Source organism: Methylobacterium crusticola, assembly GCF_003574465.1.
In the GTDB taxonomy this organism is placed as follows: domain Bacteria; phylum Pseudomonadota; class Alphaproteobacteria; order Rhizobiales; family Beijerinckiaceae; genus Methylobacterium; species Methylobacterium crusticola.
On sequence record NZ_KZ984610.1, the window covers coordinates 33,120 to 59,197 of the forward strand.

A 26,078-nucleotide genomic window follows, 5' to 3' on the forward strand; every position below is an offset into this window, starting at 1 on the left:
CCGACGCCAAGATTCCCGCCGTCATGAACCTGCTGCTCCCCGGCATCGCCGCGGCCTACCTGCTCACCTTCGCGCGGGTCGGCACGCTCGTGATGCTCATGCCGGGCATCGGCGAGCAGATGGTGTCGCCGCGGCTGCGCCTCGGCTTCGCCCTCCTGCTCGCCCTGGTGCTGTTCCCGGTGGCCCGGCCGCTCCTGCCGACCACGGCCGGGCCGGGCCTGATCGGCGTCCTGATCGGCGAGATCGCGGTCGGGCTGGTCCTCGGCCTGAGCGTGCGGGCGATCATCGCCGCCCTCCAGACCGCCGGCACCATCGTGGCCCAGCAGCTCGGCCTCGCCTACGCGATGACGGTGGACCCGACCCTCGGCAACCAGCAGGCGACGCTCGGCAGCTTCCTGAGCCTGCTCGGCCTCACCCTGGTGCTCGCCGCCGACCTCCACCACCTGGCGATCGCCGGCATCCGCGACAGCTACGCCCTGATGCCGCCGGTCGGCGTGCCGTCCACCGGCGACGCCGCCGCCTTCGCGGTCCGGGCGGTGGCGCGGGGGTTCTCGCTCGCCGTGCAGATCTCGGCGCCGTTCATCGCCTTCGGCATCCTGTTCAACCTCGGCCTCGGCGTGCTCTCGCGCCTGATGCCCCAGATGCAGGTGTTCTTCGTCGCCACCCCGGCCGCGATCCTGATCGGCATGGCGGTGTTCCTGGCCACCCTCGGGGCGATGATGGGCGTGTTCGTGGACGACCTCGGCCGCTGGCTCGCGGTCCTGGGCCGGGCCTGAGCGATGGCCGAGGGCGCCGAGCAGGAGGACCGCACCGAGGAGCCGAGCCAGAAGCGGCTCGACGACGCGATCAAGCGCGGCGACGTCGCAACGAGCCAGGAGGTCAACACCCTGCTGATGCTCGGCGCCTTCACAGTCGTGCTGCTCGTCGGCGCGGGCTCCGTCGCGCGCGGCATGCTGCTCGACCTGCGCGCCTTCCTGATGCACCTGCACGAGGTGCCCCAGGATCCCGCCGCCTACGCGGCCCTCGGCCGCCGGGCGCTGATCGCGGCGGGCGTCGCGCTCGCGCTGCCGGTGGGCGCCGTGGCGGCCGCGGGGCTCGCCGGCGGCCTGCTCCAGCACCCCCTGGTCTGGACCACCGAGACCCTCGGCGCGCAGTGGAGCCGGGTCTCCCCGAAGGCGGGCCTCAAGCGCCTGTTCGGCCTCGAGGCCTGGGTCCAGTTCGGCAAGGGCATCGTCAAGATCGCCCTCGTGGGCACGGCGGCCGGGGTGGTGCTGTGGCGCGAGCGCGACCGCCTCGACGCCTTCGCGCGCCTCGAGCCGGCGGGGGTGCTCCAGGGCACGCTCGCGCTGGCGCTGCGCCTGATGGGGGCGGTGCTCGCGGCCTACGTCGTCGTCACCCTGGGCGACGCGCTCTACCAGCGCTTCCGCTGGCGGGCGCGCCTGCGCATGTCCAAGCACGAGCTCAAGGAGGAGATGAAGGAGCAGGAGGGCAACCCGGAGATCAAGGGGCGCATGAGGCAGTTGCGCGCCGCCCGGGTGAAGAAGCGCATGATGGCGGCGGTGCCGACCGCCACCGTGGTGGTCGCCAACCCGACCCACTTCGCGGTCGCCCTGCGCTACGAGACCGGCATGGCCGCGCCCGTGTGCGTCGCCAAGGGGGTCGACGCGCTCGCCCTGCGCATGCGCGAGGTGGCGGCCGGGGCCGGCGTCCCGGTGATCGAGAACCCGCCCCTCGCCCGCGCCCTGCACGCCGCCGTGGAGATCGACGCCCCGATCCCGGCCGAGCACTACAAGGCGGTCGCCGAGGTCATCGGCTACGTCCTGAACCTGCGGCGGCGCCGATGAGCCGAGGCGTCCGCAATCTCCGGCTTGCCGCCCCGGCGGGCTCGGGCATAACCGGTCGGGACCCGCGGCGCGCAGGCGCTCGACCGCCTGGCGCGGACCTTCGCGCGCGGGCACCGCCGCGGGCTCCCGGAAACGCCATCTTTCCGAGGCATTCCGGGGACAGGCCCCGCGCGGTCCGCCCGCGGCGGGGCGGCCGCGGCGATGGCCCGCGTCCGCCGGCCCGTCGCGCGGCGCCGGCCCCGTGCCGCAGGAGTATCGAGGCGTCATGCCTGAGTTGAGCCATCCCGCGGCCGAGGCCGCCCTCGACCGCTCGGAGCGCCCGGGGCGGGTCAGCCTGCTGCTGCTGCTGGCGGGCCTCCTCGTCGGCGCCGCGGTGGGCCTGAGCTTCGTCGCCAACGACCAGGCGCAGCCGATCATCCTCGGGCTGCTCGCGCTCCTCGCCATGGCGGGCGTGTTCTGCCTCTTCGCCCTCGCGATCGGGGCGATCCAGCTCACCGGCCAGGGCACCCGCAACGACGTCACCAAGGCGGTGGTCGACGCCGCGCCCGACGGGATGATCGCCGTCGAGGACGGCAACCGGCCGATCTACGCCAACGCCGCCTACCTCGCGGTGGCGGGCAGCGACACCTTCTCCAACCTGCGCCCGGTCGAGCGCGTCTTCATGGGCTCGCCCGAGGTGTCCGAGGCGGTCTACCGCCTGGCCCAGGCCGCCCGCGAGGGCCGCAGCCTCTCGGAGGAGATCCGCATGGCGCCCCCGCCCGGCGGCGCGGCCGAGCGCGACTTCGCCTGGTACCGCATCGCTGTCCGCCCGCTGCCCCTCGCCCGGCGCCCGGTGGCGCTGTGGAGCGTCAGCGACATCACCCACGAGCGCGAGCGCCAGGAGAACGTCTTCCAGGAGCTCCAGCACGCCATCGACTACCTCGACCACGCGCCCGCGGGCTTCCTGTCCATCGATCCCCGCGGGGCCGTCGTCTACATGAACGCGACGCTCGCCTCCTGGCTCGGGCACGACCTCGCGCAGGTCGGCTCCGGGGGCCTGCGCCTCGCCGAGATCCTGCCGGGCGAGCTCGGCGAGGTGCTGGTCGGCGGCAAGGGGCAGCCCGGCGAGGTGCGCACCGACCGCTTCGACCTCGACCTGCGCCGGCGCAACGGCCACCCGCTCTCGGCCCGGCTCTACCACCGGGTCGCCTACGGGCAGGACGGCCGGCCCGGCGCCTCCCGGACCCTCGTGCTCAACCGCTCCGCCGGCGAGGAGAACGACGACCCGCGCCGCGCCGCCGAGGTGCGCTTCGACCGCTTCTTCAACACGAGCCCGGTCGCCGTCGCGACCCTCGCGCCCGACGGCCGGGTGATGCGCGCCAACGCCTCCTTCGCCCGGCTGTTCGGCACCCTGCCGCGCACGAGCGACGGCAGCGAGGTCGGCCCGCCGGTGCGCGACTTCGTGGCCGAGCGCGACCGCCCGAACCTCGAGGCCGGCTTCCGCCTCGCCTCCGAGGGGCGCGGCGACGTGCCGCCGGTCGAGATCGCCGTGGCGGCCCCGGGCAACCGCTCGGCCCGGATCTGGCTCAGCCCCGAGGGCCGGGCGGTCGGCGCCGCCGCCGAGGGGGCCGCGGAGGCCGTGATCCTCTACGCCCTCGACACCACCGACCAGCACCAGCTCCAGCAGCAGATCAACCAGGCCCAGAAGATGGAGATGGTGGGCCAGCTCGCCGGCGGCATCGCGCACGATTTCAACAACGTCCTCCAGGCGATCATCGGCTACTCGGACCTGCTGCTGGCGAGCCACCGGCCGACGGACCCGGCCTTCCAGGACATCATGCAGATCAAGCAGAACGCCAACCGGGCCGCGAGCCTGGTGCGCCAGCTGCTCGCCTTCTCGCGCCGCCAGACCCTGCGGCCGGAGGTGATCCACCTCGGCGAGGCGCTCTCGGACCTGACCCTCCTGCTCAAGCGCCTCCTCGGCGAGCGCGTCGAGCTCGACCTCAAGCACGGCCGCGACCTCTGGCCGGTCAAGGCCGACGTCAACCAGTTCGAGCAGGTGATCGTGAACCTCGCGGTCAACGCCCGCGACGCCATGCCGACCGGCGGCCGCCTGCTGATCCGCACCGCCAACGTGGCGGCCGAGGCGGCCGGCGCCCTCCAGCTCCCGGGCCTGCCGGCCGCCGACTGCGTGCTGGTGGAGGTCACCGACACCGGCACCGGCATGACGCCGGAGGTGATGGAGAAGATCTTCGAGCCGTTCTTCACCACCAAGGAGGTCAACAAGGGCACGGGCCTCGGCCTCTCGACGGTGTTCGGCATCGTCAAGCAGTCGGGCGGCTACATCGACGTGCGCTCGACGATGGGGCAGGGCACGGTGTTCGCCATCTACCTGCCGCGCCACGTGCCGGTGCCGGAGGCCGAGCCGGCCGAGGCGCCCCCCGCGGGGCAGAGCCCCCCGGTCCCGCAGGGCGCCCCCCCGGCGAAGCCGCCGGCCCGCGACCTCACCGGCCACGGCACGATCCTGCTCGTGGAGGACGAGGACCCGGTGCGGGCCGTCAACGCCCGGGCGCTCACCGCCCGCGGCTACACCGTGCTGGAGGCCGCCTCGGGCCTCGAGGCGCTCCAGATCATGGCCGGGCGCGAGGTGCCGGTGGACCTCGTCGTGTCCGACGTGGTCATGCCCGAGATGGACGGGCCGACGCTCCTGCGCGAGCTGCGCAAGGCCCATCCCGACCTGCGGGTGATCTTCGTCTCGGGCTACGCCGAGGACGCCTTCCGCAAGAACCTGCCTGAGGGCGAGGAGTTCAACTTCCTGCCCAAGCCCTTCAGCCTCAAGCAGCTCGTCGAGACGGTGAAGACCACCATGGCCGGGTAGGTCCCGGTCGCGGCCGCCCCCGGCACCGGGGGCGGCCGCGACCGGTGGACAAGGCGCCGGCGCCCTTGCGAAAGGAGAACAAAACAAGTACATGAGAGCTGCCGCGCGCATTGAGACTTCGACCGCCCCCGTGCCATAAGGACCCGCCCACGATGGCTCAGCCCCAGATGCGACTGGTGGAAAACCCGACCATGGACAAAGACAAGTCGAAGGCGATCGATGCCGCCCTCGCCCAGATCGAGCGCGCCTTCGGCAAGGGCTCGATCATGCGGCTTGGCAAGAACGACAAGGTGCAGGAGGTCGAGACCGTCTCCACGGGGTCGCTCGGCCTCGACATCGCCCTCGGGGTCGGCGGCCTCCCGCGCGGCCGGGTGGTGGAGATCTACGGCCCCGAATCGTCGGGCAAGACCACGCTCGCCCTCCACACCGTGGCGGAGGCGCAGAAGAAGGGCGGCGTCTGCGCCTTCGTGGACGCCGAGCACGCCCTCGACCCGATCTACGCCCGCAAGCTCGGCGTCAACCTCGACGACCTCCTGATCTCGCAGCCCGACACCGGCGAGCAGGCCCTCGAGATCACCGACACCCTGGTGCGCTCCGGCGCCATCGACGTGCTGGTGGTCGATTCGGTGGCCGCGCTGACGCCCCGGGCCGAGATCGAGGGCGAGATGGGCGACCAGCAGCCCGGCCTCCAGGCCCGGCTGATGAGCCAGGCCCTGCGCAAGCTCACGGGCTCGATCTCGCGCTCGAACTGCATGGTGATCTTCATCAACCAGATCCGGATGAAGATCGGCGTGATGTACGGCAGCCCCGAGACCACCACGGGCGGCAACGCGCTGAAGTTCTACGCCTCGGTCCGCCTCGACATCCGGCGGATCTCGACCCTCAAGGATCGCGACCAGCCGATCGGCAACAGCGTCCGGGTCAAGGTGGTCAAGAACAAGGTGGCGCCGCCGTTCAAGCAGGTCGAGTTCGACATCATGTTCGGTGAGGGCGTGTCGAAGGTCGGCGAGTTGATCGACCTCGGCGTCAAGGCCGGCATCGTCGAGAAGTCGGGCGCCTGGTTCTCGTACGACAGCCAGCGCCTGGGCCAGGGCCGCGAGAACTCGAAGGGGTTCCTGAAGGACAACCCCGACATCGCGAACCGGATCGAGGCCTCGATCCGCCAGAACTCGGGCCTCGTCGCCGACCGCATCCTGGAGAACGCGACGCCGACCGCCGACGACCTCGACGAGGGGGCGGCCTGAAGCCGCCTCCCGCCGACTCGCAGGAAGGGTCCGTCGCCGGCAACCCGGCGGACCCGGGATTCCGGAGACGGACCGGGGACCGCGGCCGTCCCGACCGGGGCGGCCTTGGCGCGACGGCCCCGGCGCGTCGCCGGGGCCGTCGCGCTCAGCGCACGAACGGCCCGATCCGCGTGAACAGGCCGACGAACACGAAGCCGATGCTGACCATCGCCACGCCCCAGACCAGGGTGCGCAGCCACGGCACGCCGAAGCCGTAGAGCGGCAGGTCGGCGAGGCGGGCCCAGACGTAGAGGTGGGCGCCCGTCGTCACCGCGGTGTTGTGCCGGCCGATGGCCGCCGCGGCGAGCACCAGGGCGGCGAAGAGCGGGAACGTCTCGAAGACGTTGCGCGAGGCGCGCTCCAGGCGCCCGGCCGCGCCCTCTGCCGGGGCGCCGGGCGATACGCGGCTGGAGGCCGCCCAGGCGAGGCCGCCGCGGAGGCCGCCGCGATGTGGGCGGATCCCAGGAGGACCGAGAAGGCGAGGAGGCGGATTTCGACGGGCATCGGCAGGGGTCCGTGCGGGGAATGCGGGGGGCGGCGGGCCACCGGTCCCCGAGATAGCGGCGGGCGCGCGCCTCGACACGGGGGAGGCGCCTGACTAAAGACAGCCTCACGCATCCGGGGCCGCCCGCGCCTCCTGCCGCGTCCCTGGCCCGCATTCCGCAGAGTCTGTCCCGATGAGTGGCGTCAACGAGATCCGGTCCACGTTCCTCGACTACTTCGCCAGGCACGGACACGAGGTCGTGCCGTCGTCGCCGCTGGTGCCGCGCAACGACCCGACCCTGATGTTCACCAATGCCGGCATGGTGCAGTTCAAGAACGTCTTCACCGGCGTCGAGAAGCGCCCCTACCAGCGCGCCACCACGGCCCAGAAATGCGTGCGCGCGGGCGGCAAGCACAACGATCTCGACAACGTCGGGTACACGGCCCGGCACCACACCTTCTTCGAGATGCTGGGCAATTTCTCGTTCGGCGACTACTTCAAGCCGCACGCCATCGAGCTCGCCTGGAACCTCGTCACCCGGGAATTCGGCCTCTCGCCCGAGCGCCTCCTCGTCACCGTCTACGCGCAGGACGAGGACGCCGCGTCCCTGTGGCGCAAGATCGCGGGCATGCCCGACGAGCGCATCATCCGCATCGGCACCTCGGACAATTTCTGGCAGATGGGCGATACCGGCCCCTGCGGTCCGTGCTCGGAGATCTTCATCGACCAGGGCCCCGAGCTCCAGGGCGGCCCGCCCGGCAGCCCGGACGAGGACGGCGACCGCTTCCTCGAGTTCTGGAACCTCGTCTTCATGCAGTACGAGCAGATCGAGCCGGGCAACCGGGTCGACCTGCCGCGGCCCTCGATCGACACCGGCATGGGCCTCGAGCGCATGGCGGCGATCCTCCAGGGCTGCAAGAGCAACTACGACACCGACCTGTTCCGCAGCCTGATCGACGCCGTGGCGCACGCCGTCGGGCGGGCGCCCGAGGGCCGGGAGACCGCCTCCTACCGGGTCATCGCCGACCACCTGCGCGCCTCCGCGTTCCTCGTCGCCGACGGCGTGCTGCCGGGCAACGAGGGCCGCGGCTACGTGCTGCGCCGGATCATGCGCCGGGCCATGCGCCACGCCCAGCTCCTGGGCTCGCGCGACCCGATGATGTACCGCCTGGTGCCCACGCTGGTGCGCGAGATGGGCCAGGCCTACCCCGAGCTGGTGCGGGCCGAGGCGCTGATCGGCGAGACGCTGCGGCTCGAGGAGACGCGCTTTCGCCGCACGCTCGAGCGCGGCCTGTCGATCCTCGACGCGGAGACCCGCGACCTCGCGGCCGGCCAGAACCTCTCGGGCGAGACCGCCTTCACGCTCTACGACACCTACGGCTTCCCCCTCGACCTGACCCAGGACGCCCTGAAGGCCCGGGGCATCGGCGTCGACACCGAGACCTTCCGGGCCGCGATGGAGCGCCAGCGCGCCGCGGCCCGCGCCGCCTGGTCGGGCTCCGGCGAGGCCGCCACCGAGACGCTGTGGTACGGGCTGCGCGAGCGCACCGGCGCGACCGAGTTCCTGGGCTACGAGGCCGAGGCGGCGGAGGCCGTGGTCGCCGCGCTTGTGCGCGGCGGCGCCGAGGTCGAGGCGCTCGGGGCCGGGGAGGACGGCCTCCTGGTCGCGACCCAGACGCCGTTCTACGGCGAGTCCGGCGGCCAGGTCGGCGACACCGGGACGCTTGCCGGGCCGGGCCTGCGCGCCCGCGTCACCGCGACCGAGAAGAAGCTCGGCGACGTCGTCGTCCACCACGTCACGGTCGAGGAGGGACGCCTCTGCGTCGGCCAGGCGATCGAGCTGAGGGTTGACCACGCCCGCCGCGCGGCCGTGCGGGCCAATCACTCGGCCACCCACCTGCTGCACGAGGCCCTGCGCCAGGTGCTCGGCGACCACGTCGCCCAGAAGGGCTCCCTCGTGGCGCCCGACCGGCTGCGCTTCGACTTCAGCCATCCCAAGCCGATGAACGACGACGAGGTCGCCCGGGTCGAGGCGATCGCCAACCGGGTGCTGCTTCAGAACGGGCCCGTGGTGACGAAGCTGATGGCGGTCGACGACGCGATCGCGTCGGGTGCCCGGGCGCTGTTCGGCGAGAAGTACGGCGAGGAGGTGCGGGTCGTCTCGATGGGTGCCGACGCCGCGCCGGACGGCCGCCCGCGCACCTTCTCGGTCGAGCTCTGCGGCGGCACGCATGTCGGTCGCACCGGCGACATCGGCGTCGTCACGGTGCTGGGCGACAGCGCCGTCGGCGCGGGCGTGCGCCGCATCGAGGCGATGACCGGCGACGCGGCGCGCCGCCACCTCGCCGGCGAGAGCCGGCAGCTCGCCGCCCTGGCGCTCCTCCTCAAGGTGCCGCCGTCCGAGGCGCCCGGGCGCCTCGCCGCCCTGATCGAGGACCGCCGCCGCCTGGAGCGGGAGCTCGCGGACGCCCGGCGCAAGCTCGCCATGGGGGGCGGGGGCGAGGACGCCGACGCGTCGGTCCGCGAGGTCGCCGGGACGAAGCTGATGGCACGCGCCGTGCAAGGCGTCGAGATGCGGGACCTCAAGAGCCTCGCCGACGAGGGCAAGACTCGGCTCGGCTCCGGCATCGTCGCCATCGTGGGCGTGGCGCCCGACGGCAAGGCCGGCCTCGTGGTCGGCGTCACCCAGGACCTGACCGAGCGGTTCGACGCGGTGGCGCTGGTGCGGGCGGGCGCCGAGCGCCTCGGCGGCAAGGGCGGGGGCGGGCGCCGGGACATGGCCCAGGCGGGCGGGCCCGACGGGGCGGCGGCCGAGGCGGCCCTGGAGGCGATCCAGGCCGCGCTCGCGGGGGCATGACGCAACGTCCGGATCCGGTCGTGCACGACGTCGATCAGGATCGGGCGGGGCAACGCGGCGATCCCCGGCAGACTACAGCGAGTCGTGTGCCCAATATGTCACCAATTCCGGTTGCCAGGCCAGACGTGACGAAGTAGAGGGCATGTGGCCGACGCCTGGGCTCCACCGCGATGCGGCCGTGCGGACGCGGTGAGGCCACGACCGGCCGGCAGGAGCGGTCCGACGGTTGCCGGGGCCGGCCGGAACCCGGCCCGCCGTGGACAGGAAGGAACGGTCGAGCAATGCAGGTCATCACCCAAGAGATCCCGGCCGTGAAGCTGGTCGTGCCCAAGCGCTTCGGGGACGATCGCGGCTGGTTCTCCGAGACCTACCGCGCCGACCTCCTGGCCGAGGGCGGCATCGAGGACGCGTTCATCCAGGACAACCAATCCTTCTCGGCCCAGACCGGCACTGTGCGCGGCCTGCACTTCCAGCGCCATCCCTTCGCCCAGGCGAAGCTGGTGCGGGTGCTCGCCGGGGCGATCCTGGACGTGGCCGTCGACCTGCGCCGGGAGTCCCCGACCTACGGCCGGCACGTGGCGGCCCGGCTCGACGCCGGGAACGGCCACCAGCTCTACATCCCGATCGGCTTCGCCCACGCCTTCTGCACGCTCGAGCCCGACACCATGGTCGCCTACAAGGTGGCCGGGGGCGTCTACAGCCGCGAGCACGACGGCAACCTGCTCTGGAACGACCCGGAGCTCGGCATCGACTGGCCGGTGACGGCCGAGCGCGCGGTCCTGTCGGACAAGGACAAGGTCGCGCCGCGCTTCGCCGCGCTGCCGGCCTTGTTCTGAGCCCGGGATGGCCGCAACCTGCCCGTGCATCGGCCGGGGCGGGCGGACCGGCGTGACACCCGGGCGGGACCGGGGCGCTCCGTGCCGCGGTCCCGCGCCGACATCGAGCCCATACGGGGGAGCGGCGCCGCTCCCTGAACCCACCTCCAGGAGATCGTCTTCGCCATGCGCATCCTCGTCACGGGCGGCTGCGGCTTCATCGGCTCGGCCCTGGTCCTGCACCTCGTCCAGGACCTCGGCCACGAGGTCCTCACGCTCGACGCGCTCACCTACGCGGCGAACCCGATCTCGCTGATGCCCCTGAAGGGCAACGACCGGCACCGCTTCGCCCAGGCCGACATCTGCGACCACGAGCGCGTCGCGGCCCTGTTCGAGGAGTTCCGGCCGCAGGCGGTGATGCACCTGGCCGCCGAGAGCCACGTCGACCGCTCCATCACGGGGCCGGGCGCGTTCATCCGCACCAACGTGGTCGGCACGCAGGTGATGCTGGAGGCCGCCCGCGCCTTCTACGCCAGCCTCGCCGGGCCCGAGCGCGCGGCCTTCCGGTTCCTGCACGTCTCGACCGACGAGGTCTACGGCTCGCTGCCGCCGGGCGGCTTCTTCACCGAGGACAGCCGCTACGATCCGCGCTCGCCCTACTCCGCCTCGAAGGCGGCGTCCGACCACCTGGCCCGGGCCTGGCACGAGACCTACGGGCTGCCGGTGCTGGTGACGAACTGCTCGAACAATTACGGGCCGCGGCACTTCCCCGAGAAGCTGATCCCGCTGATGATCCTCAACGCCCTCGAGGGCAAGCCGCTGCCGGTCTACGGCGACGGGCAGAACGAGCGCGACTGGATCCACGTCGAGGACCACGCCCGCGGCCTGGTGGCGGTGCTGGAGAAGGGCCGGATCGGCGAGACCTACCTGCTCGGCGGGCGCTCGGTGCGCAACAACCTCGACGTGGTCAGGACGCTGTGCGCGATCTTCGACCGCCTGCGGCCCGATGCCGGCCCGCACGACCGCCTGATCGCCTTCGTGACGGACCGCCCCGGCCACGACCGGCGCTACGCCATCGACCCGAGCAAGGCCGAGGCCGAGGTGGGCTACAGCCCGAGCCGGACCTTCGAGCAGGCGCTCGAGGACACGGTGCGCTGGTACCTGGAGAACGAGGGCTGGTGGCGGCCGATCCGCGAGGGCCGCTACTCCGGCGAGCGCCTCGGCCTGTCGGGCGAGTGAGGGACAAATGGCGCACGAGATCCTGATCCTCGGCGGCGGCGGCCAGGTCGGCACCGAGCTGGCGCGCCGTGCCTGGGGGCCCGGGGTCGCGGTCCACGCGCCGGCGCGCGCGGCCCTCGACGTCACCGACGAGGCGGCGGTGGCGGCCGCGGTGGCGGAGCGCCCCTGGCGCGCGGTGATCAACACCGCCGCCTACACGGCGGTGGACAAGGCCGAGGGCGAGGTCGGCGCGGCTTGGCGCCTCAACGCGCTCGCCCCCGCCTACCTGGCGGCCGCGACGGCCCGGGCCGGGATCCCGATCGTCCACGTCTCGACCGACTACGTCTTCGACGGCAGCGGGGAGGGGGCCTACGCCACCGACGCCCCGGTGCGCCCGACGAGCGTCTACGGCGCCAGCAAGGCGGCGGGCGAACTGGCGGTGCGCACCACCAACCCGCGGCACGCCGTGGTGCGCACCGCCTGGGTGGTGAGCCCGCACCGGGCCAACTTCGTGAAGACGATGCTGCGGCTCGCCGCCGAGCGCGACCGGCTCACGGTGGTGGACGACCAGCGCGGCTGCCCGACCTCCGCGGGCGACCTCGCGGCGGCGCTCGCGGCGATCGCCCTGCGCCTCGCCGAGGATCCGGGCGCGCCCGCCGGCACCTACCACTGCGTCAATGCCGGCGCGACGACCTGGTGCGGCTTCGCCCGCGGGATCATGGCGGGCGCGCAGGCCCGCGGCGCCCGCTCGGTGCCGGTCGAGCCGATCCCGACCTCGGCCTTCCCGACGCCGGCCCGGCGGCCGGCCAATTCCGAGCTCTCGACCGAGACGCTGACGCAAGCCTTCGGCATCGTGCCGCGTCCCTGGACGGCGGCGCTCGACGACATCCTCGATCAATTGATCGGCCCGGCCAAGCAGGCCTGAGGAGACACTATCATGAAGGGCATCGTCCTGGCTGGCGGCTCCGGCACCCGGCTGCACCCGGCGACGCTGGCGATCAACAAGCAGCTCCTGCCGGTCTACGACAAGCCGATGATCTACTATCCGGTCTCGGTGCTGATGCTGGCCGGCATCCGCGACATCCTGGTGATCTCCTCGCCGGAGCACCTGGACAACTACAAGCGCCTGTTCGGAACCGGCGAGCAGTTCGGCGTGCGGTTCTCCTACGCGCTCCAGCCGCGCCCCGAGGGCCTGGCGCAGGCCTTCGTCATCGGCCGCGAGTTCGTCGGCAGCGACCCGGTCGCCCTCGTGCTCGGCGACAACCTGTTCTTCGGCGCCGGGATGCAGCAATTGCTGCGCCGCGCGCGGGAGCGGGAGACCGGCGCGACGGTGTTCGCCTACCACGTCGACCACCCGGAGAGCTACGGGGTCGTGACCCTCGACAAGCAGGGCCGCCCGCTCAAGCTGGTCGAGAAGCCCGTGAACCCCGAATCGCCGTGGGCGGTGACGGGCCTCTACTTCTACGACAACCAGGTGCTCGACATCGCCGCGGCGGTGACGCCGTCGCCCCGCGGCGAGCTCGAGATCACCGACGTCAACCAGGCCTACCTCGACCGCGGCCAGCTTCACGTCGAGTGCATGTCGCGCGGCTACGCCTGGCTCGACACCGGGACCCACGACAACCTGCTCGAGGCGGGCGAGTTCGTCCGGGTGATCCAGCACCGCCAGGGCATGCAGGTCGCCTGCCTGGAGGAGATCGCCTACGTGCAGGGCTTCATCACCCGCGAGCAGGTGACGGCCCGCGGGCAGCTCTTCGCCAAGACCAATTACGGCCAGAACCTCCTGCGCCTCGCCCGCGAGGAGAAGCCCGGCCAGATCGTGTTCTGACGCCGGGGGCCGGCGGCCGCGCCGCCCCGTGCGCTGACCGGGGCGCGGCGCCGGTGCGCGCCCCGGCGGGCTCCCGGCGGTCCGAACTCGCTCTCCCGGCCACGGGGCCGTTGCCACGCCGTCGGCACATGCTCTAGAGCAGCATCCGATCACGCTGCCATCGGCCGCTGCTCCAGGTTTTTGAGGCTGCCGCATTGTCTGCGGCGAACCGGTGTCCACTTCGCCGGAAAATGCTCTAAGGCCGCCTGCGCGGCTACCGCCAAGCCCCACCGCGCGGGCGCGCGACACCTCCAGGGACGGGCCACAGGCATGAAGGACATCCTCGAACGGCTGGACCAGCGGCGCGCGCAGGCCCGGCTCGGCGGCGGCGAGGGCCGGGTGGCGGCCCAGCACCGGCGCGGCAAGCTCACGGCGCGGGAGCGCGTCGAACTCCTCCTCGACTCGGGGTCGTTCGAGGAGTTCGACATGTTCGTGCAGCACCGCTCGATCGATTTCGGGATGGAGCGCCAGAAGATCCCGGGCGACGGCGTCATCACGGGCTGGGGCACCATCAACGGCCGCACGGTGTTCGTGTTCTCCAAGGACTTCACGGTCTTCGGCGGCTCGCTCTCCGAGGCGCACGCGCAGAAGATCATCAAGGTCCAGGACATGGCCCTGAAGATGCGCGCGCCGATCATCGGGCTGTTCGACGCCGGCGGCGCCCGCATCCAGGAGGGCGTGGCGGCGCTCGGCGGCTACGGCGAGGTCTTCAAGCGCAACGTCACCGCCTCGGGGGTGATCCCGCAGATCTCGGTGATCATGGGCCCGTGCGCGGGCGGCGACGTCTACTCGCCGGCGATGACCGACTTCATCTTCATGGTCCGCGACACGAGCTACATGTTCGTGACCGGGCCCGACGTGGTGAAGACGGTGACGAACGAGGTGGTGACGGCCGAGGAGCTCGGCGGCGCCAAGGTCCACACCAGCAAGTCCTCGATCGCCGACGGCTCCTACGAGAACGACGTCGAGGCGCTGCTGCAGATCCGCCGGCTGATGGACTTCCTGCCCGCCAACAACCAGGCGGGCGTGCCGGAAATCGAGAGCTTCGACGATCCGGGGCGGGCCGACCGCAGCCTCGACACCCTGATCCCCGACAATCCCAACAAGCCCTACGACATGGGCGAGCTGATCCGCCGGGTGGCGGACGAGGGCGACTTCTTCGAGATCCAGGGCGCCTACGCCCGCAACATCATCACGGGCTTCGGCCGGCTCGAGGGCCGCACGGTCGGGTTCGTCGCCAACCAGCCCATGGTGCTGGCGGGGGTGCTCGATTCCGACGCCTCCCGCAAGGCGGCGCGCTTCGTGCGCTTCTGCGACGCCTTCTCGATCCCGATCGTCACCTTCGTCGACGTGCCGGGCTTCCTGCCGGGCACCGCGCAGGAATACGGCGGCCTGATCAAGCACGGCGCTAAGCTCCTGTTCGCCTACAGCCAGGCGACGGTGCCGCTCGTCACCATCATCACCCGCAAGGCCTTCGGGGGCGCCTACGACGTGATGGCCTCCAAGCACGTCGGCGGCGACGTGAACTACGCCTGGCCGACGGCGCAGATCGCCGTGATGGGCGCCAAGGGGGCGGTGGAGATCATCTTCCGCCAGGACCTCGGCGACCCGGGCAAGATCGCGGCCCGCACCGCCGAGTACGAGGAGCGCTTCATGTCGCCCTTCGTGGCCGCCGAGCGCGGCTACATCGACGAGGTGATCATGCCGCACTCGACCCGCCGCCGCATCGCCCGGGCGCTCGCCATGCTGCGCACCAAGGCGACCGAGCAGCCCTGGAAGAAGCACGACAACATCCCGCTGTGACGCGCGCGGCCGGCGGGCGGGGGCGTCAGCCCTGCGCGCCGGCCGCCGGGTCCGTCCCCAGGGTGACCAGGACGATCTCGGGCGGCACGCCGAGGCGGATCGGGACCTGGCTGGTGCCGAGGCCGGCCGAGACGATCAGGTGGCGGCCGTCCTCCACGACGTGCCCGTAGGCGAAGCGCTGGCCGTACGCGGAGGGCACGACCGGGGAGTAGCCGAGGACGCGGACCTGGCCGCCATGGGTGTGGCCCGACAGGGTCAGGGCGACCCGGTCCGGCACCGTCGTGAAGATGTCGGGCTCGTGTGCCAGGAGGATCACCGGGGCGTCGTCGGTGACCTGCGCGAGGGTCCCGGGCAGGTCGTCGAGGCCCCGCCAGGGACGGCGCCGGGAGAAGGCCTGCTGGTCGGCGAGGCCCGCGAGCCAGAACGGGCGGCCGCGGTGGCTCAGCCGCACGACGGCGTTCTCCATCACGCCGATGCCCTGCGCCTCGAGCGCCCGCCGGGACTCGACCGGGCCGCGCCGGGCCCGCATCGCCACCGGGTCGTCCTCCCAGTCGTGGTTGCCGAGGATCGCGTGCACGCCGAGGGGCGCCGCGAGGCCCGCGGCCACGCGGGCGAAATCCGGGAGGGCGACCGGGCGCAACACCGCGCGGCCGACGCCCGGGTAGTCGCCGAGGAGCACGATCAGGTCGGGCCGCAGGGCGTTCGTCACCGCCACGATGTCGGCGACGCGCCCGAGGGACATCCAGGGCTCGCCGACGTGGAAATCCGTCAGCACCGCGATCCGCAGGCGCAGGTCGGCCGGCCAGCGCGGCAGCGCCGGGGCGTAGCGCGTCACGACGAGGCGCCAGGCCGGCTCGACCCCGAGCGCGTAGGCGCTCGTGGAGAGCCCGAGGAACGCCGCCGTCGTCAGGAGCTGGCGGCGGCTCGGCATCAGCAGCATCGGTGGGCTCCCGCGGCCGGGGGCGTGCTCGCCTCCCGCCGCCTGCGTGGTCTCCGGCGGCGGCCCGCGCGGGGCGGGGACAGTTCCCCTGCGGCCCGGTGTGAGGCGCCGCGATTGCGGCGACACTGCGGAGGCGGCCCGCGCCGCGCCAGGGGCTCACGCCGCCTCGATGAACGCCGCGTCCTCCCAGGCCGGGCCGTGCGGGCCGGCCGCGAGGCCCCGGGCCGGCGCGGGCCGTCGCCGGCGCGGCCGTTACCCCGAGCAAGGGGGCGCGATCGCGGGGGTAACGCTTCATCGGGGGGGCGCTCCCGGATGCAGCAACCTCGTCTCCCTCGCGTGACGCAAGGTTGAAGGGCGCCCGTCCGCCGACGGCAGGTGCCTCTTCGGGTCCGGGACGCGGTGCAAGACCGGGTCCGCAAAGCAGGATGCGTGCCCGGCGCCGGCGCGGCGCGCGCCGGGATCACGCCGCCGTCAGCCCTTCCTGGCGGATCCAGGCGTGGGTGCGGTCGAGCGCGACGCCGAGGCGGTCGAACAGGGTGTCGATCTCGTCGGGCTGGATCACCAGGGGCGGGCAGACCGCGACCCGGTCCCCGGCGAGGAAGCGCACGATCAGGCCTTCCTGCTGCGCGAAGGCGACGCAGCGGGCGGCGACGCCGGCCTTCGGGTCGTACTGGCGCTTGCTCGCCTTGTCGGCCACGATCTCGAGGCCGCCGATCAGCCCGAGGCCCCGGGACTCGCCGACGAGCGGGTGGTCGGCGAGCGCCTCGAGCCGGCGCTGGAAGTGGGGCGCCTTCCCGGCCGCGCCCTCGATGATGCGGTCGCGCCGGTAGATCTCGATCGTCTTCAGGGCGACGGCACTGGCGACCGGGTGCCCGGAATAGGTGGTGCCGTGCCCGAACGTGCCGATCTTGCGGCTCTCGTCCAGCATCGCCTGGTAGAGCGTCTCGTCGACCGTGACGCCGCCGAGGGGCATGTAGGCCGAGGTGAGCGCCTTGGCGAAGGACAGGCTGTGGGGGCGCATGCCGAGCGCCTCCGAGCCGAACCAGGTGCCGAGGCGGCCGAAGCCGCAGATCACCTCGTCGGCGATCAGGCGCACGTCGTGGCGGGCGAGCACCGCCTCGATCGCCGCGAAGTAGCCCTTCGGCGGCACGATGGCGCCGCCGGCACCCATCACCGGCTCGGCGATGAAGGCCGCCACCGTGTCGGGGCCCTCGCGCAGGATCAGGGCCTCGAGTTCCCCGGCGAGGCGCCGGGAGAAGTCCTCCTCGCTCTCGCCGGCCTCGGCGCCCCGGTAGTGGTGCGGGCAGGCGGTGTGCAGGAAGCCCGGCAGCGGCAGGTCCCAGTCGGCGTGGTTGGCGGTGAGGCCGGTGAGCGAGGCCGACGCCACCGTGACGCCGTGGTAGCCCTTCTGGCGGGCGATGATCTTCTTCTTCCTCGGCCGGCCGAGCGCGTTGTTGAGGTACCAGGTCAGCTTGACCTGGGTGTCGTTCGCCTCCGAGCCCGAGGAGGTGAAGAAGATCTTCGAGACCGGGATCGGGCAGAGCTCCTTCAGGGTCTCGGCGAGCTCGATCGCCGGATCGTGGCTGCGGCCGGAGAACAGGTGGGTGAAGGGAAGGCGCGCCATCTGCTCGCGGGCCGCCTCCACCAGCTCCTCGTTGGAGTAGCCGAGGGCCGTGCACCACAGGCCCGCCATGCCCTCGAGGTAGGGCCGCCCGTCTGTGTCGTAGACCCAGACGCCGTGGCCGCGCTCCAGCACGAGCGGGCCGGTCTCGCGGAAGGCCGCGAGGTTGGTGTAGGGGTGGATCAGGGTTTCGACGTCGCGGGTGGCGAGGTTCGAGAGCATCGTTGCTTTCGCTTTCCTGAAGAACGTGAGAGGCCCGTCGAGGCCTCGCGTCGCGAGAGGGGCCGTCCGGCAGCGCCGCCACACTAGCGGCGCGATGCCACCGCACAAGCCGGCCCGCCCGTTGCGGTCCCCGCGCACAACCCAGATCAGACCGAAGCGCATGTTCGATCCCGCCCGCCACCACTCCCAGCCCGCGCCCGGACGGGCCTGCGGCGCCTGCACGCTCTGCTGCAAGGTCTACGACGTGCCGGCCGTCGAGAGCGTCGCCGGCGAATGGTGCCGCCACGCGATGACGGGGCGCGGCTGCGCCATCCACGCCGCGCGGCCCGGGCATTGCCGCGCCTTCCACTGCCTGTGGATGACCGAGGGCTGGCTCGGGCCCGAGTGGAAGCCCGACAAGGCCAAGATGGTGCTGAGCCTCGACCCCGAGACGCGCTTCCTGCACGTCCAGGTCGATCCGGGCCAGGCCACGGCCTGGCGGCGCGAGCCCTATTACGGCCAGCTCAAGCGCTGGGCCCTGGCCTCGCTGCCCCAGCGGCGCCACGTCCTCGTCTTCGTCAACCGGAACGCCACCGTGGTGCTGCCCGACCGCGACGTGCCCCTCGGGATCTTCGGCCCGGGCGACCGGCTGGTGGCCCGCGAGCGCATGACGCCCGCCGGGATCACGATCGACCTCGAGAAGGTGATGGCGTGCTGAAGGCCGCCGCGGGCTCCTGAGCCACCGCGGGCTCCCGGGCCGCCGCGGGCATCCTCTCCGCCGCGGCCCCGTCGGCCCGGGCCGCGGCCCGCCAGGCCAGGACGACGCGCTCGAGCTCCGCCACGTCCCGGGCCGGCAGGTGCCCGAGCGTGCGGGCGACGTAGCCGGTCTGGGCCGCGATGCCGGCCTGCGCGAGGGAGAGGCCGGCCTCGGTCAGGTGCAGGGCGTGCGAGCGCCGGTCGCCGGGGATCGGGCGCCGCTCCACCAGCCCGGCCTCGACCAGCCGGTCGATCAGCCCCGAGACGTTGCCCTTCGTCACGTAGAGGCGCTCGGCGAGGTCCTGCTGGGTCATGCCCTGCTCCTCGGAGAGGGTCGAGAGCACGTCGAATTGCGGGATCGACAGCCCGACCGCCCGCAGCTCCGCCGCCACCGCCGCGGAGACCCGCCGGTGCAGGCGGATGAAGCGGAACCACACCCGCATGGGGTCGGGACCGGGGCCGAGGGAGGCGGGAGCGGGGTCGTGCGGGGGGGCCACCATGGCGATAGTTTACATCGGAACCATTCTCGCGCCACATCCGGCGCGCCGGCGTTCCGCGGGCGGGACCGCATCGCGTGTCCACGCCCGGCGGAAAATGCACTAAGCTGCCCGCCAGGGCCCGCGGCGGCGGTGATCGACCGGGGCCATGAACGAGCGCCGACGCGCCCCAGAGGGAAGGACGACACGCCATGCTCGGTCTGATGCAGGACTGGCCCCTGCTGATCCACCGCGTCATCGACTACGCCGCCGCGCAGCACGGCGCGCGCCCGGTGATCTCGCGCTCGGTCGAGGGGCCGATGCACGAGACGCATTACGGTGAGGTCCGCACCCGCGCCCTGCAGCTCGCCAAGCGCCTGACGCAGGACGGCATCGGGCTCGGCGACCGGGTAGCGACGCTCGCCTGGAACACCTGGCGGCACCTGGAGGCGTGGTACGGCATCACCGGCGTCGGGGCGATCTACCACACCGTCAACCCGCGGCTGTTCGACGACCAGATCGCCTACATCATCAACCACGCCGAGGACCGGATCCTGCTCCTCGACCTGACCTTCGTGCCGCTGGTCGAGCGCCTGGCGCCCAGGCTCGCCTCCATCGAGCGCTACGTCATCCTCACCGACGCCGCCCACATGCCGCAGACCTCGCTGCGCAACGTGGTCGCGTACGAGGACTGGATCGCCGAGGCGGATGCCGACTTCGCCTGGGCGGCGTTCGACGAGAACACCGCCGCGGGCCTGTGCTACACCTCCGGCACCACCGGGCTGCCGAAGGGCGTGCTCTACTCGCACCGCTCGAACGTGCTCCTGGCCCTGACCGTCAACAACCCGGCCTACATCGCGCTCTCGCCCCGCGACGTGGCGATGCCGGTGGTGCCGCTCTTCCACGCCAATGCCTGGGGCTTCGTCTTCGCGGCCCCGATGAGCGGCGCCGCCCTGGTGCTGCCGGGGCCCAAGCTCGACGGCGCCTCGGTCCACGACATCCTGGAGCGCACCGGCGTCACCGTGACGGCCGCCGTCCCGACGGTCTGGCTCGGCCTGCTCCAGTACCTCGACGGCACCGGCAGCCGCCTCAGCCACCTCAAGCGGGTGGTGATCGGCGGCTCGGCCTGCCCGCGGGCGATGACGGAGCGCTTCGAGCGCGACTTCGGCGTCACCGTCGACCACGCCTGGGGCATGACCGAGATGAGCCCGATCGGCTCCTACTGCTCCCTCAAGCCCGAGGTCGCGGCGCTCGAGGGCGAGGCGCGCCTCGACCTGAAGATGAAGCAGGGCTACGCGCCCTTCGGCGTCGAGTTCCGCCTGACCGACGACGAGGGCCGCGACCTGCCCTGGGACGGGCACACTTTCGGGCGCCTCAAGGTCTCGGGCTTCTCGGTGGCCAGGGCGTACTTCCGCAGCGACGAGCCGATCCTCGACGACCGGGGCTTCTTCGACACCGGCGACGTCGCGACCATCGACCGGCACGGCTACATGGCGATCACCGACCGCTCCAAGGACGTGATCAAGTCGGGCGGCGAGTGGATCTCCTCCATCGACCTCGAGAACCTCGCGGTCGGCCATCCCGACGTGGCGGAGGCGGCGGTGATCGGCATCGCGCACCCGAAATGGGACGAGCGGCCGCTGCTGATCGTGGTGCCCAAGGAAGGCCGCGCCCCGGACAAGGCCGACATCCTGGCCTTCATGGCGCCGCGGATCGCCAAGTGGTGGATGCCCGACGACGTCGTGGTGGTGCGGGAGATCCCCCACACCGCCACGGGCAAGATCCAGAAGACGGCCCTGCGCGACCAGTTCCGGGACTACCGGCTCCCCGGCGCCGCCTGAGGGCCGGCGCGGGGATGCGGCGCCGCCCGAGGGCCGGCGCGGGGAGCCGGCGGCCCGGCGCGCCGGCCCACGTCCCGGTAGCGCCGGGCGCCGCGGGGCGGTAGACCGGGGGCAGCGCCGCGCGCCGCCCATCCCGGCGCGGCCGCGCCGCGTCGGATCATGCGCCGCTTGCCCACACGCCGTCCGCCATGCGCCGCCTGATCGTCCAGGAGCCCGTCACCCGCGCCGCCCCCTGGGCGCTGCGCCTCGCCTGGTTCGCCCTCGCGGTGGTCGGGATCGCGCTCCTGCTCGTCCGGGACCCGCGGGCGGAGACCGACGCGGCCCTGGCGGCCCTCGTCTCCGGGGTGGGCGTGGCGCTGCTGGCGGTGCTCCTGGCGCTCGGCGCCTTCGTGCGCGTCTGGCGCGAGGGCGCCCGCGGCCTCGGCACGGCGGTGGGCGGCCTGATGCTCGCGGCCTGCGTCCTCGCCTATCCGGGCTACATGGCGGCCCGGGGCCTGATGCTGCCGCGCCTCACCGACGTCGCCACCGACATCGACAACCCGCCCGCCTTCTCGCGCTCGCGGGCGGCCTGGGCGGCCCGCGGCGGCCGGCTGGCGCCGGACCCGAGCCCGGCCACGCGGGCGCTCCAGCGGGAGGCCTACCCGCAGGTCGCGCCGCTCACCCTCGACCTCGGGGCCGACGAGGCCTTCGGGCTCGCCATGAAGGCGGTCCAGAACCGCAAGTGGCAGGTGATCGAGTCCTACAAGCCCGGCGGGCGGATCGGGAACGGCCGCATCGAGGCGGTGGTGCGCTCGCGCCTCCTCGGCCTGCCCTACGACGTGACGATCCGCCTGCACCCGCGGGCCGACGGCACCCGCATCGACGTCCGCTCCGCCTCGCGCCTCGGCGACCGCGATTTCGGCCAGAACGCCGACCACGTCCGCGCCTTCCTCGACGAGCTCGCCAACCTCGCGCTCGCCGTGAAGTAGGCGGTCAGGCCGGGCGGTACTCCGACGCGAGGGCGGGGGCGCCGTCCGTCGCCACGCGCCCGCCGGCGACGAGCTCCTCGAGATGCGCGAAGACCGAGAGCGCCGCGGCGCCCCGGAGGGCCGGGTCGAGGCCGAGGTAGATCGCCGCCACGATTGCCAGGATGGTGCGGTCGCCGAGGGCGACGCGCTCCAGGATCGCGGCCTCGCGGGCGCGGCGATGGGCCGCGAGGCCGCGCACGAAGCGCTGGGGCTCGCGCACCGGCCCGCCGTGGCCGGGCCAGTAGATCCCCTCGGGCCGCCCCCGCAGCTTCTCCAGGGAGGCCATGTAGGGCCCCATGGCGCCGTCCGGGGGCGCCACGATGCTGGTCGACCAGGCCATGACGTGGTCGCCCGAGAACAGCGCCTCCTCCTCGGCGAGGGCGAAGGCGAGGTGGTTCATGGTGTGGCCCGGGGTGGCGAGGGCCGTGAGCGTCCAGCCGGGCCCCTCCACGGCGTCGCCCTCCCGCAGCTCCCGGTCGGGCCGGTGGTCGCCGTCGCCGGCGGCGTCGAGGAGCGTGCGCTCGTCGCCCCGCACCGCGCGCGCCGGGCGATGGGGGCCGCAGCCGACGATGGGCGCCCCGGTCGCATCCCTGAGGGCCCGGGCCCCGGGCGAGTGGTCGCGGTGGGTGTGGGTGACGAGGATCGCCGCCACCGTCTCGCCGTCGAGGGCCGAGAGGAGCGCGGCCTGGTGGGCGGCGTGATCCGGCCCGGGATCGATCACCGCGACGCGGCCGTGGCCGACGAGGTAGGTGCAGGTGCCGCTCTGGGTGAACGGTCCCCCGTTCGGGCAGACGAGCCGCCGGATCAGGGGCGTCACCGCCTCGGTCCGGCCGCTCGGAGGGGCCTCCCGGGCGAAGACGGGGGCTGCCTCGGCCGTGTCGGATTCGCTCACCGGATCGTCTCCCGCATCGACCGGCCCGGGTTAGAGCATTTTCCCCGCGAAGGGGAGACCGCGCCGGCGTCGGAGCCGCCCCCGGACGGCGGGCGCCGCGGCGCGCCCTTCGTGAGACAGCATTCCTAAGGCAACCCGGACCGTTCCGCACGGATCGGCTACGCGGGAGGATGTCCGGGAGGGTCGGGCGCCCTTTCCCCGTCCGGACCCGCGGCCCAGCGGCGGCCCGCCGCTGGGTCCCGCGTCCGATCCCGGGGGTCCCTCATGGCGTACCCGATCGAGACCGCCGGCTGCATCGGCCCGGTGATGGCCGACCGCCTGCGCGACCTCGGCATCGCGACCACGGACGCGCTCCTGGCGCGCGCGCGCGATCCGGCCGCCCGGCGCGATCTCGCGGCGGCGACCGGCATGGACGCGGGGCTCGTCCTGCGCTGCGCCCACCGCTGCGACCTGTTCCGCGTCCACGGCATCAGCCGGGTCATGGCCGAGTTCCTCGAGGCGGCCGGGGTCGCGACCGTCGCGGACCTTGCCGCGCGCGCGCCGGGGCGGCTCGCCGCCGCGCTCGGGCGGATCAACCGCGACGGCGCCTCCGGCCTCGTCACGCCCGGCGAGCGGGTCGTGGCGGGCTCGATCGCGCGGGCCGCGGACCTGCGGGTCGCGGTCCTGCACCATCCGGCGCCGGCCTGCGCCTGAGCGCTGGACGCGGCGGCACGCCTCTGGCAGCCTCCCGGCCCTCGCGGCGCCGGTCGCCCCGGGCGGTCGCGCCCGTTCGATCGGCCGGGCCTCTCCGCGCGCCGCGATCCCGACCGAGAGGTCCGCCGGGAGAGGCCGGCGGCCCCGCCCCATCCGGGAGGCCCTGCATGAACCGGTTCCTGCGTCGGGTCGCGGCCGCGACCCTGCTGGTCTCCGCCTCCGCCCCGGCCGCCTCGGCCGGAGGGCCGGTCCGGCAGCCCTGGCGCTGCGAGGGTCCCGGGTTCCTCGACGGCCTCTCGGTCGAGGGCGACGGCATCACGCTCGAGGGCTTCTCCGTCAAGGAGACCGACTCGTTCGTCGTCCAGGGCGCGCGGGCGATCGTGTTCGCGTACGACATCCGCAACCGCACCCCGCGGGCGGTCTCGGTCGACGCCCAGGTGGTGGGGCTCGACGGGGCGGGCCGCGTCGTCTTCGGCGCGAGCGCCGCGCCGATGCGCAGCATGGTCAGCCCCGGCCGGACCGAGCAGGCGAGCACGAGCGTCTACGCCGACCGGGGCGACCTCGGGCGCGTGGCGACGCTCTGCGTGCGGGCGGCGGGCGGCCCGGTCGCGGACTGACCGGCCCGCGGCCGACCGCCCCGACGCGGACGTTCGCGGCCCGGCCCGCGATCGTCACGGCCCGGGAACGATCAGTTGCGGCGGCCTATTGTTCAGCCTGCTCGATCAAGAAATGATCCAGGCCCAAATTAACAGCAAAGTGAAGAACACCCCTGAACTCAACAGGACGGCCGCGACTTCACGGTACTGCAACAAACGATTTTCGGAGAGGGGCGACATGACGATCGAACCGCGAGGAGGCGTGTCACTCTCGTCATGATCGGGCATCGATCGCAAGGGGTACGACTACGGATGGGAGCGGAACGCCAGGGCTGTCACTGGACCGCAACAGGGGGACGGGGCCCACCGCGGGGCGAGCCTCGATCCGCCTCAGCGGAACGGGGAGGGGACCACCACGCGGACGGGCGCGAAGCCCGAGTCGCTCGTGAGCGTCGTGAAGCCGCCCGCGGCGCCCGCCGGGAGGCGCCCGAGATCCATCCGCGCCTCGCGCACGCGCAGGCTGTTGCGGAACACCGCCCGGGCGCGCTCGATGCGGCTCACGTCGAGCCTGCGGTCGAGCTCGCGGCGGGTGCCGGCCGGGAGCATCCGGGCGCGGCGGAACTCCACGAAGGCCGCCTCCCCGTCGGCGGTGCGGCCGGTGAACACCTGCGCGCCCGCCCGGGCGGCGACCGCGTCGCCGGCCCGGAGGGTCGGGTCGCTGCCGGCCGGCGGCGACGGCGCCGCCACGGCGCCGTGCGGCCGGCAGGAGCAGCTCGCCACCCGCCGGGTGCGGTACAGGAACGCGTTGGCGAGGCGCCGGTAGGGATCCCCGGAGAGGCTCACCGCCTGGTCGAGCTCCTGCCCGGCCCGCACGGTGAACAGGGCCGTCCCGGCGCCCGGGCAGGCCGCCGCGCACGCTGCCTCGTGCAGGGGCAGGTCGGTCGAAGGCCCGAGCTCGGCGAGGGGGAACATGTAGCCGTCGCAGGTCCGCACGCAGACTGTCCGGTCCGCGTTCCAGGCGAGGCGCGCCCGCGCCGCCCTCGCCCGCGCCACCTGGGACGGCCGGCCCGGCCCGGGGGCCCGGGCCGCCTCGGCGGCCCGGGCCTCGGGGGCGGCCGGGGAGGGGCGGCTCGTCCACCGCACCCGCCGGGCCGGCAGCGCGGCGTCCCGCAGGGCGGCCGGATCCTTGCGTCGCACGCCGAGGCCGATCCGCTCGGCCGCGTCGCCGAGCAGGAACGTGAACACGCCGGCATCGTCGGCGGCGCGCACGAAGGTGGTGCCGGCCCACACGCTCCCGACCCCGACCAGGATCCCGAGCACCAGGGTGCGGGCGAGGGAGCGGGCGCGACCGAGGGTCGGCACGGGCGTTGACGATGCGGTCACGAGAGCCTCGCGGAGAGTTAACGCGAATTAACCGAGCGCCGCCCCGCGGTGCAACTGCGGCGAACCGCTGAGATCACAGGTTTGGGCGCCGGCAGACCGGGCCTGCGCGCCGCCTCCGCTGCGGCACCCGCCGGACCTGCCCGCCGAGGCGCTTCCACGGGCTCGTGCGCGGGACCGTGCCGCGAGCCTGAGGCCATCCGGCCGGGTCGAGCGTTGTCCTGCGGTGATCCCGGTCTCGGACCGGGCGAGAACGAGGATGGTGACATGGATGCGGATCGAATCATCGGTGCCGGCAAGGAACTCGGCGGCAAGGTGCAGCAGGGCCTCGGCGAGGTGGGCGGCGATGCCGGCACGCAGGCGCGGGGTGCCGTGAACCAGGCCGCGGGCGTGGCCCAGAACGTCTACGGGCAGGCCAAGGACGCGGTGCGCAACCTCGCCGACGCCGCCCCCGACTACGTCGACCAGGCCCGCGACGTCGGCCGGCGCACCTACGACCAGGGCAACAGCATGCTCGCGCGCCAGGTCGGGGACCAGCATCTCGTCGCCCTGCTGCTCGCCGGCGCCGTCGGCTACGCCCTCGGCTGGCTCATCCACGGCCGCGACTGACGCCCCCGCCCGGCCGCGCCGGTTTCGGCGCGGCCGGG

At 73.4% G+C, this 26,078-nt stretch carries 22 protein-coding genes; 16 read left to right on the forward strand and 6 right to left on the reverse strand.

Features of this window, described 5'->3' with window-relative positions:
* The first annotated feature begins 23 nt into the window (after positions 1-23).
* From fliR to recA, 4 genes are all read left to right on the forward strand, one after another.
* Positions 24-776 carry a flagellar biosynthetic protein FliR gene (gene fliR, locus DT057_RS00180; RefSeq protein ID WP_128560108.1) on the forward strand — a complete coding sequence of 251 codons (753 nt, stop codon included), beginning with the start codon at positions 24-26 and terminating at the stop codon, positions 774-776.
* A 3-nt stretch (positions 777-779) separates the two neighbouring features.
* Positions 780-1,844 (forward strand): EscU/YscU/HrcU family type III secretion system export apparatus switch protein, encoded by a 1,065-nt coding sequence (locus DT057_RS00185; protein WP_128560109.1) that lies wholly within the window; start codon positions 780-782, stop codon positions 1,842-1,844.
* 265 nt (positions 1,845-2,109) lie between these two features.
* Positions 2,110-4,701: a cell cycle histidine kinase CckA gene (cckA, locus tag DT057_RS00190; protein ID WP_128560110.1), complete on the forward strand. Its 2,592-nt coding sequence runs from the start codon at positions 2,110-2,112 to the stop codon at positions 4,699-4,701.
* Between the two features lie 152 nt (positions 4,702-4,853).
* A complete protein-coding gene (recA, locus tag DT057_RS00195; RefSeq protein ID WP_128560111.1) occupies positions 4,854-5,945 on the forward strand; it encodes a recombinase RecA in 1,092 nt (363 codons plus the stop codon).
* A 145-nt stretch (positions 5,946-6,090) separates the two neighbouring features.
* Here recA and DT057_RS00200 read toward each other — a convergent pair whose 3' ends face one another.
* A complete protein-coding gene (locus DT057_RS00200) occupies positions 6,091-6,567 on the reverse strand; it encodes an MAPEG family protein (RefSeq protein ID WP_203236142.1) in 477 nt (158 codons plus the stop codon).
* Positions 6,568-6,661: 94 nt separating this feature from the next.
* Here DT057_RS00200 and alaS point away from each other — a divergent pair, with 94 nt between their 5' ends.
* The 6 genes from alaS (at position 6,662) to DT057_RS00230 (ending at position 15,028) form a co-directional block, all read left to right on the forward strand.
* Positions 6,662-9,325, forward strand: a complete 2,664-nt coding sequence (gene alaS / locus DT057_RS00205; RefSeq protein ID WP_128560112.1) for an alanine--tRNA ligase — start codon at positions 6,662-6,664, stop codon at positions 9,323-9,325.
* A 281-nt stretch (positions 9,326-9,606) separates the two neighbouring features.
* Positions 9,607-10,161 carry a dTDP-4-dehydrorhamnose 3,5-epimerase gene (rfbC, locus tag DT057_RS00210; RefSeq protein WP_128560113.1) on the forward strand — a complete coding sequence of 185 codons (555 nt, stop codon included), beginning with the start codon at positions 9,607-9,609 and terminating at the stop codon, positions 10,159-10,161.
* 165 nt (positions 10,162-10,326) lie between these two features.
* Positions 10,327-11,379 (forward strand): dTDP-glucose 4,6-dehydratase, encoded by a 1,053-nt coding sequence (rfbB, locus tag DT057_RS00215; RefSeq protein ID WP_128560114.1) that lies wholly within the window; start codon positions 10,327-10,329, stop codon positions 11,377-11,379.
* Positions 11,380-11,386: 7 nt separating this feature from the next.
* Positions 11,387-12,283: a dTDP-4-dehydrorhamnose reductase gene (gene rfbD / locus DT057_RS00220; protein ID WP_128560115.1), complete on the forward strand. Its 897-nt coding sequence runs from the start codon at positions 11,387-11,389 to the stop codon at positions 12,281-12,283.
* A gap of 12 nt (positions 12,284-12,295) precedes the next feature.
* Positions 12,296-13,186 (forward strand): glucose-1-phosphate thymidylyltransferase RfbA, encoded by an 891-nt coding sequence (gene rfbA / locus DT057_RS00225; protein WP_128560116.1) that lies wholly within the window; start codon positions 12,296-12,298, stop codon positions 13,184-13,186.
* A gap of 309 nt (positions 13,187-13,495) precedes the next feature.
* Positions 13,496-15,028 (forward strand): acyl-CoA carboxylase subunit beta, encoded by a 1,533-nt coding sequence (locus DT057_RS00230; RefSeq protein WP_128560117.1) that lies wholly within the window; start codon positions 13,496-13,498, stop codon positions 15,026-15,028.
* Between the two features lie 25 nt (positions 15,029-15,053).
* Here DT057_RS00230 and DT057_RS00235 read toward each other — a convergent pair whose 3' ends face one another.
* Both DT057_RS00235 and DT057_RS00240 read right to left on the reverse strand, forming a co-directional pair.
* Positions 15,054-15,968 carry a metallophosphoesterase gene (locus DT057_RS00235; RefSeq protein ID WP_128560118.1) on the reverse strand — a complete coding sequence of 305 codons (915 nt, stop codon included), beginning with the start codon at positions 15,966-15,968 and terminating at the stop codon, positions 15,054-15,056.
* A gap of 460 nt (positions 15,969-16,428) precedes the next feature.
* On the reverse strand, positions 16,429-17,811 hold the full coding sequence (locus DT057_RS00240) for an aminotransferase (protein WP_128560119.1): 1,383 nt from the start codon (positions 17,809-17,811) through the stop codon (positions 16,429-16,431).
* 160 nt (positions 17,812-17,971) lie between these two features.
* On the opposite strand from DT057_RS00240, the gene DT057_RS00245 reads away from it, so the two are divergent.
* Entirely contained in the window at positions 17,972-18,508 is a 537-nt protein-coding gene (locus tag DT057_RS00245; protein WP_128560120.1) for a hypothetical protein, read from the forward strand.
* Here the strand turns inward: DT057_RS00245 and DT057_RS00250 are convergent.
* Complete coding sequence (locus DT057_RS00250; RefSeq protein WP_128560121.1) at positions 18,474-19,046, reverse strand: MarR family winged helix-turn-helix transcriptional regulator; 573 nt, start codon at positions 19,044-19,046, stop codon at positions 18,474-18,476. The two genes, DT057_RS00245 and DT057_RS00250, sit on opposite strands and share 35 nt — an antisense overlap.
* 188 nt (positions 19,047-19,234) lie before the next feature.
* On the opposite strand from DT057_RS00250, the gene DT057_RS00255 reads away from it, so the two are divergent.
* Positions 19,235-20,863 (forward strand): long-chain-fatty-acid--CoA ligase, encoded by a 1,629-nt coding sequence (locus tag DT057_RS00255; protein WP_128560122.1) that lies wholly within the window; start codon positions 19,235-19,237, stop codon positions 20,861-20,863.
* A gap of 188 nt (positions 20,864-21,051) precedes the next feature.
* Positions 21,052-21,831, forward strand: coding sequence for a DUF1499 domain-containing protein (locus DT057_RS00260; RefSeq protein ID WP_128560123.1), 780 nt, complete (start codon positions 21,052-21,054; stop codon positions 21,829-21,831).
* Between the two features lie 4 nt (positions 21,832-21,835).
* On the opposite strand, the gene DT057_RS00265 is transcribed toward DT057_RS00260, so the two are convergent.
* Positions 21,836-22,762 (reverse strand): MBL fold metallo-hydrolase, encoded by a 927-nt coding sequence (locus DT057_RS00265; RefSeq protein ID WP_128560124.1) that lies wholly within the window; start codon positions 22,760-22,762, stop codon positions 21,836-21,838.
* A 264-nt stretch (positions 22,763-23,026) separates the two neighbouring features.
* Here DT057_RS00265 and DT057_RS00270 point away from each other — a divergent pair, with 264 nt between their 5' ends.
* Together DT057_RS00270 and DT057_RS00275 are read left to right on the forward strand one after the other, a co-directional pair.
* Positions 23,027-23,455: a DUF4332 domain-containing protein gene (locus DT057_RS00270; RefSeq protein WP_128560125.1), complete on the forward strand. Its 429-nt coding sequence runs from the start codon at positions 23,027-23,029 to the stop codon at positions 23,453-23,455.
* A 167-nt stretch (positions 23,456-23,622) separates the two neighbouring features.
* Entirely contained in the window at positions 23,623-24,072 is a 450-nt protein-coding gene (locus tag DT057_RS00275) for a hypothetical protein (protein WP_128560126.1), read from the forward strand.
* Positions 24,073-24,441: 369 nt separating this feature from the next.
* Here the strand turns inward: DT057_RS00275 and DT057_RS00280 are convergent, their stop codons facing one another.
* Entirely contained in the window at positions 24,442-25,434 is a 993-nt protein-coding gene (locus DT057_RS00280; RefSeq protein WP_238313063.1) for a DUF2865 domain-containing protein, read from the reverse strand.
* A gap of 264 nt (positions 25,435-25,698) precedes the next feature.
* On the opposite strand from DT057_RS00280, the gene DT057_RS00285 reads away from it, so the two are divergent.
* Positions 25,699-26,040: a CsbD family protein gene (locus DT057_RS00285; RefSeq protein ID WP_128560127.1), complete on the forward strand. Its 342-nt coding sequence runs from the start codon at positions 25,699-25,701 to the stop codon at positions 26,038-26,040.
* Positions 26,041-26,078: the final 38 nt, after the last annotated feature.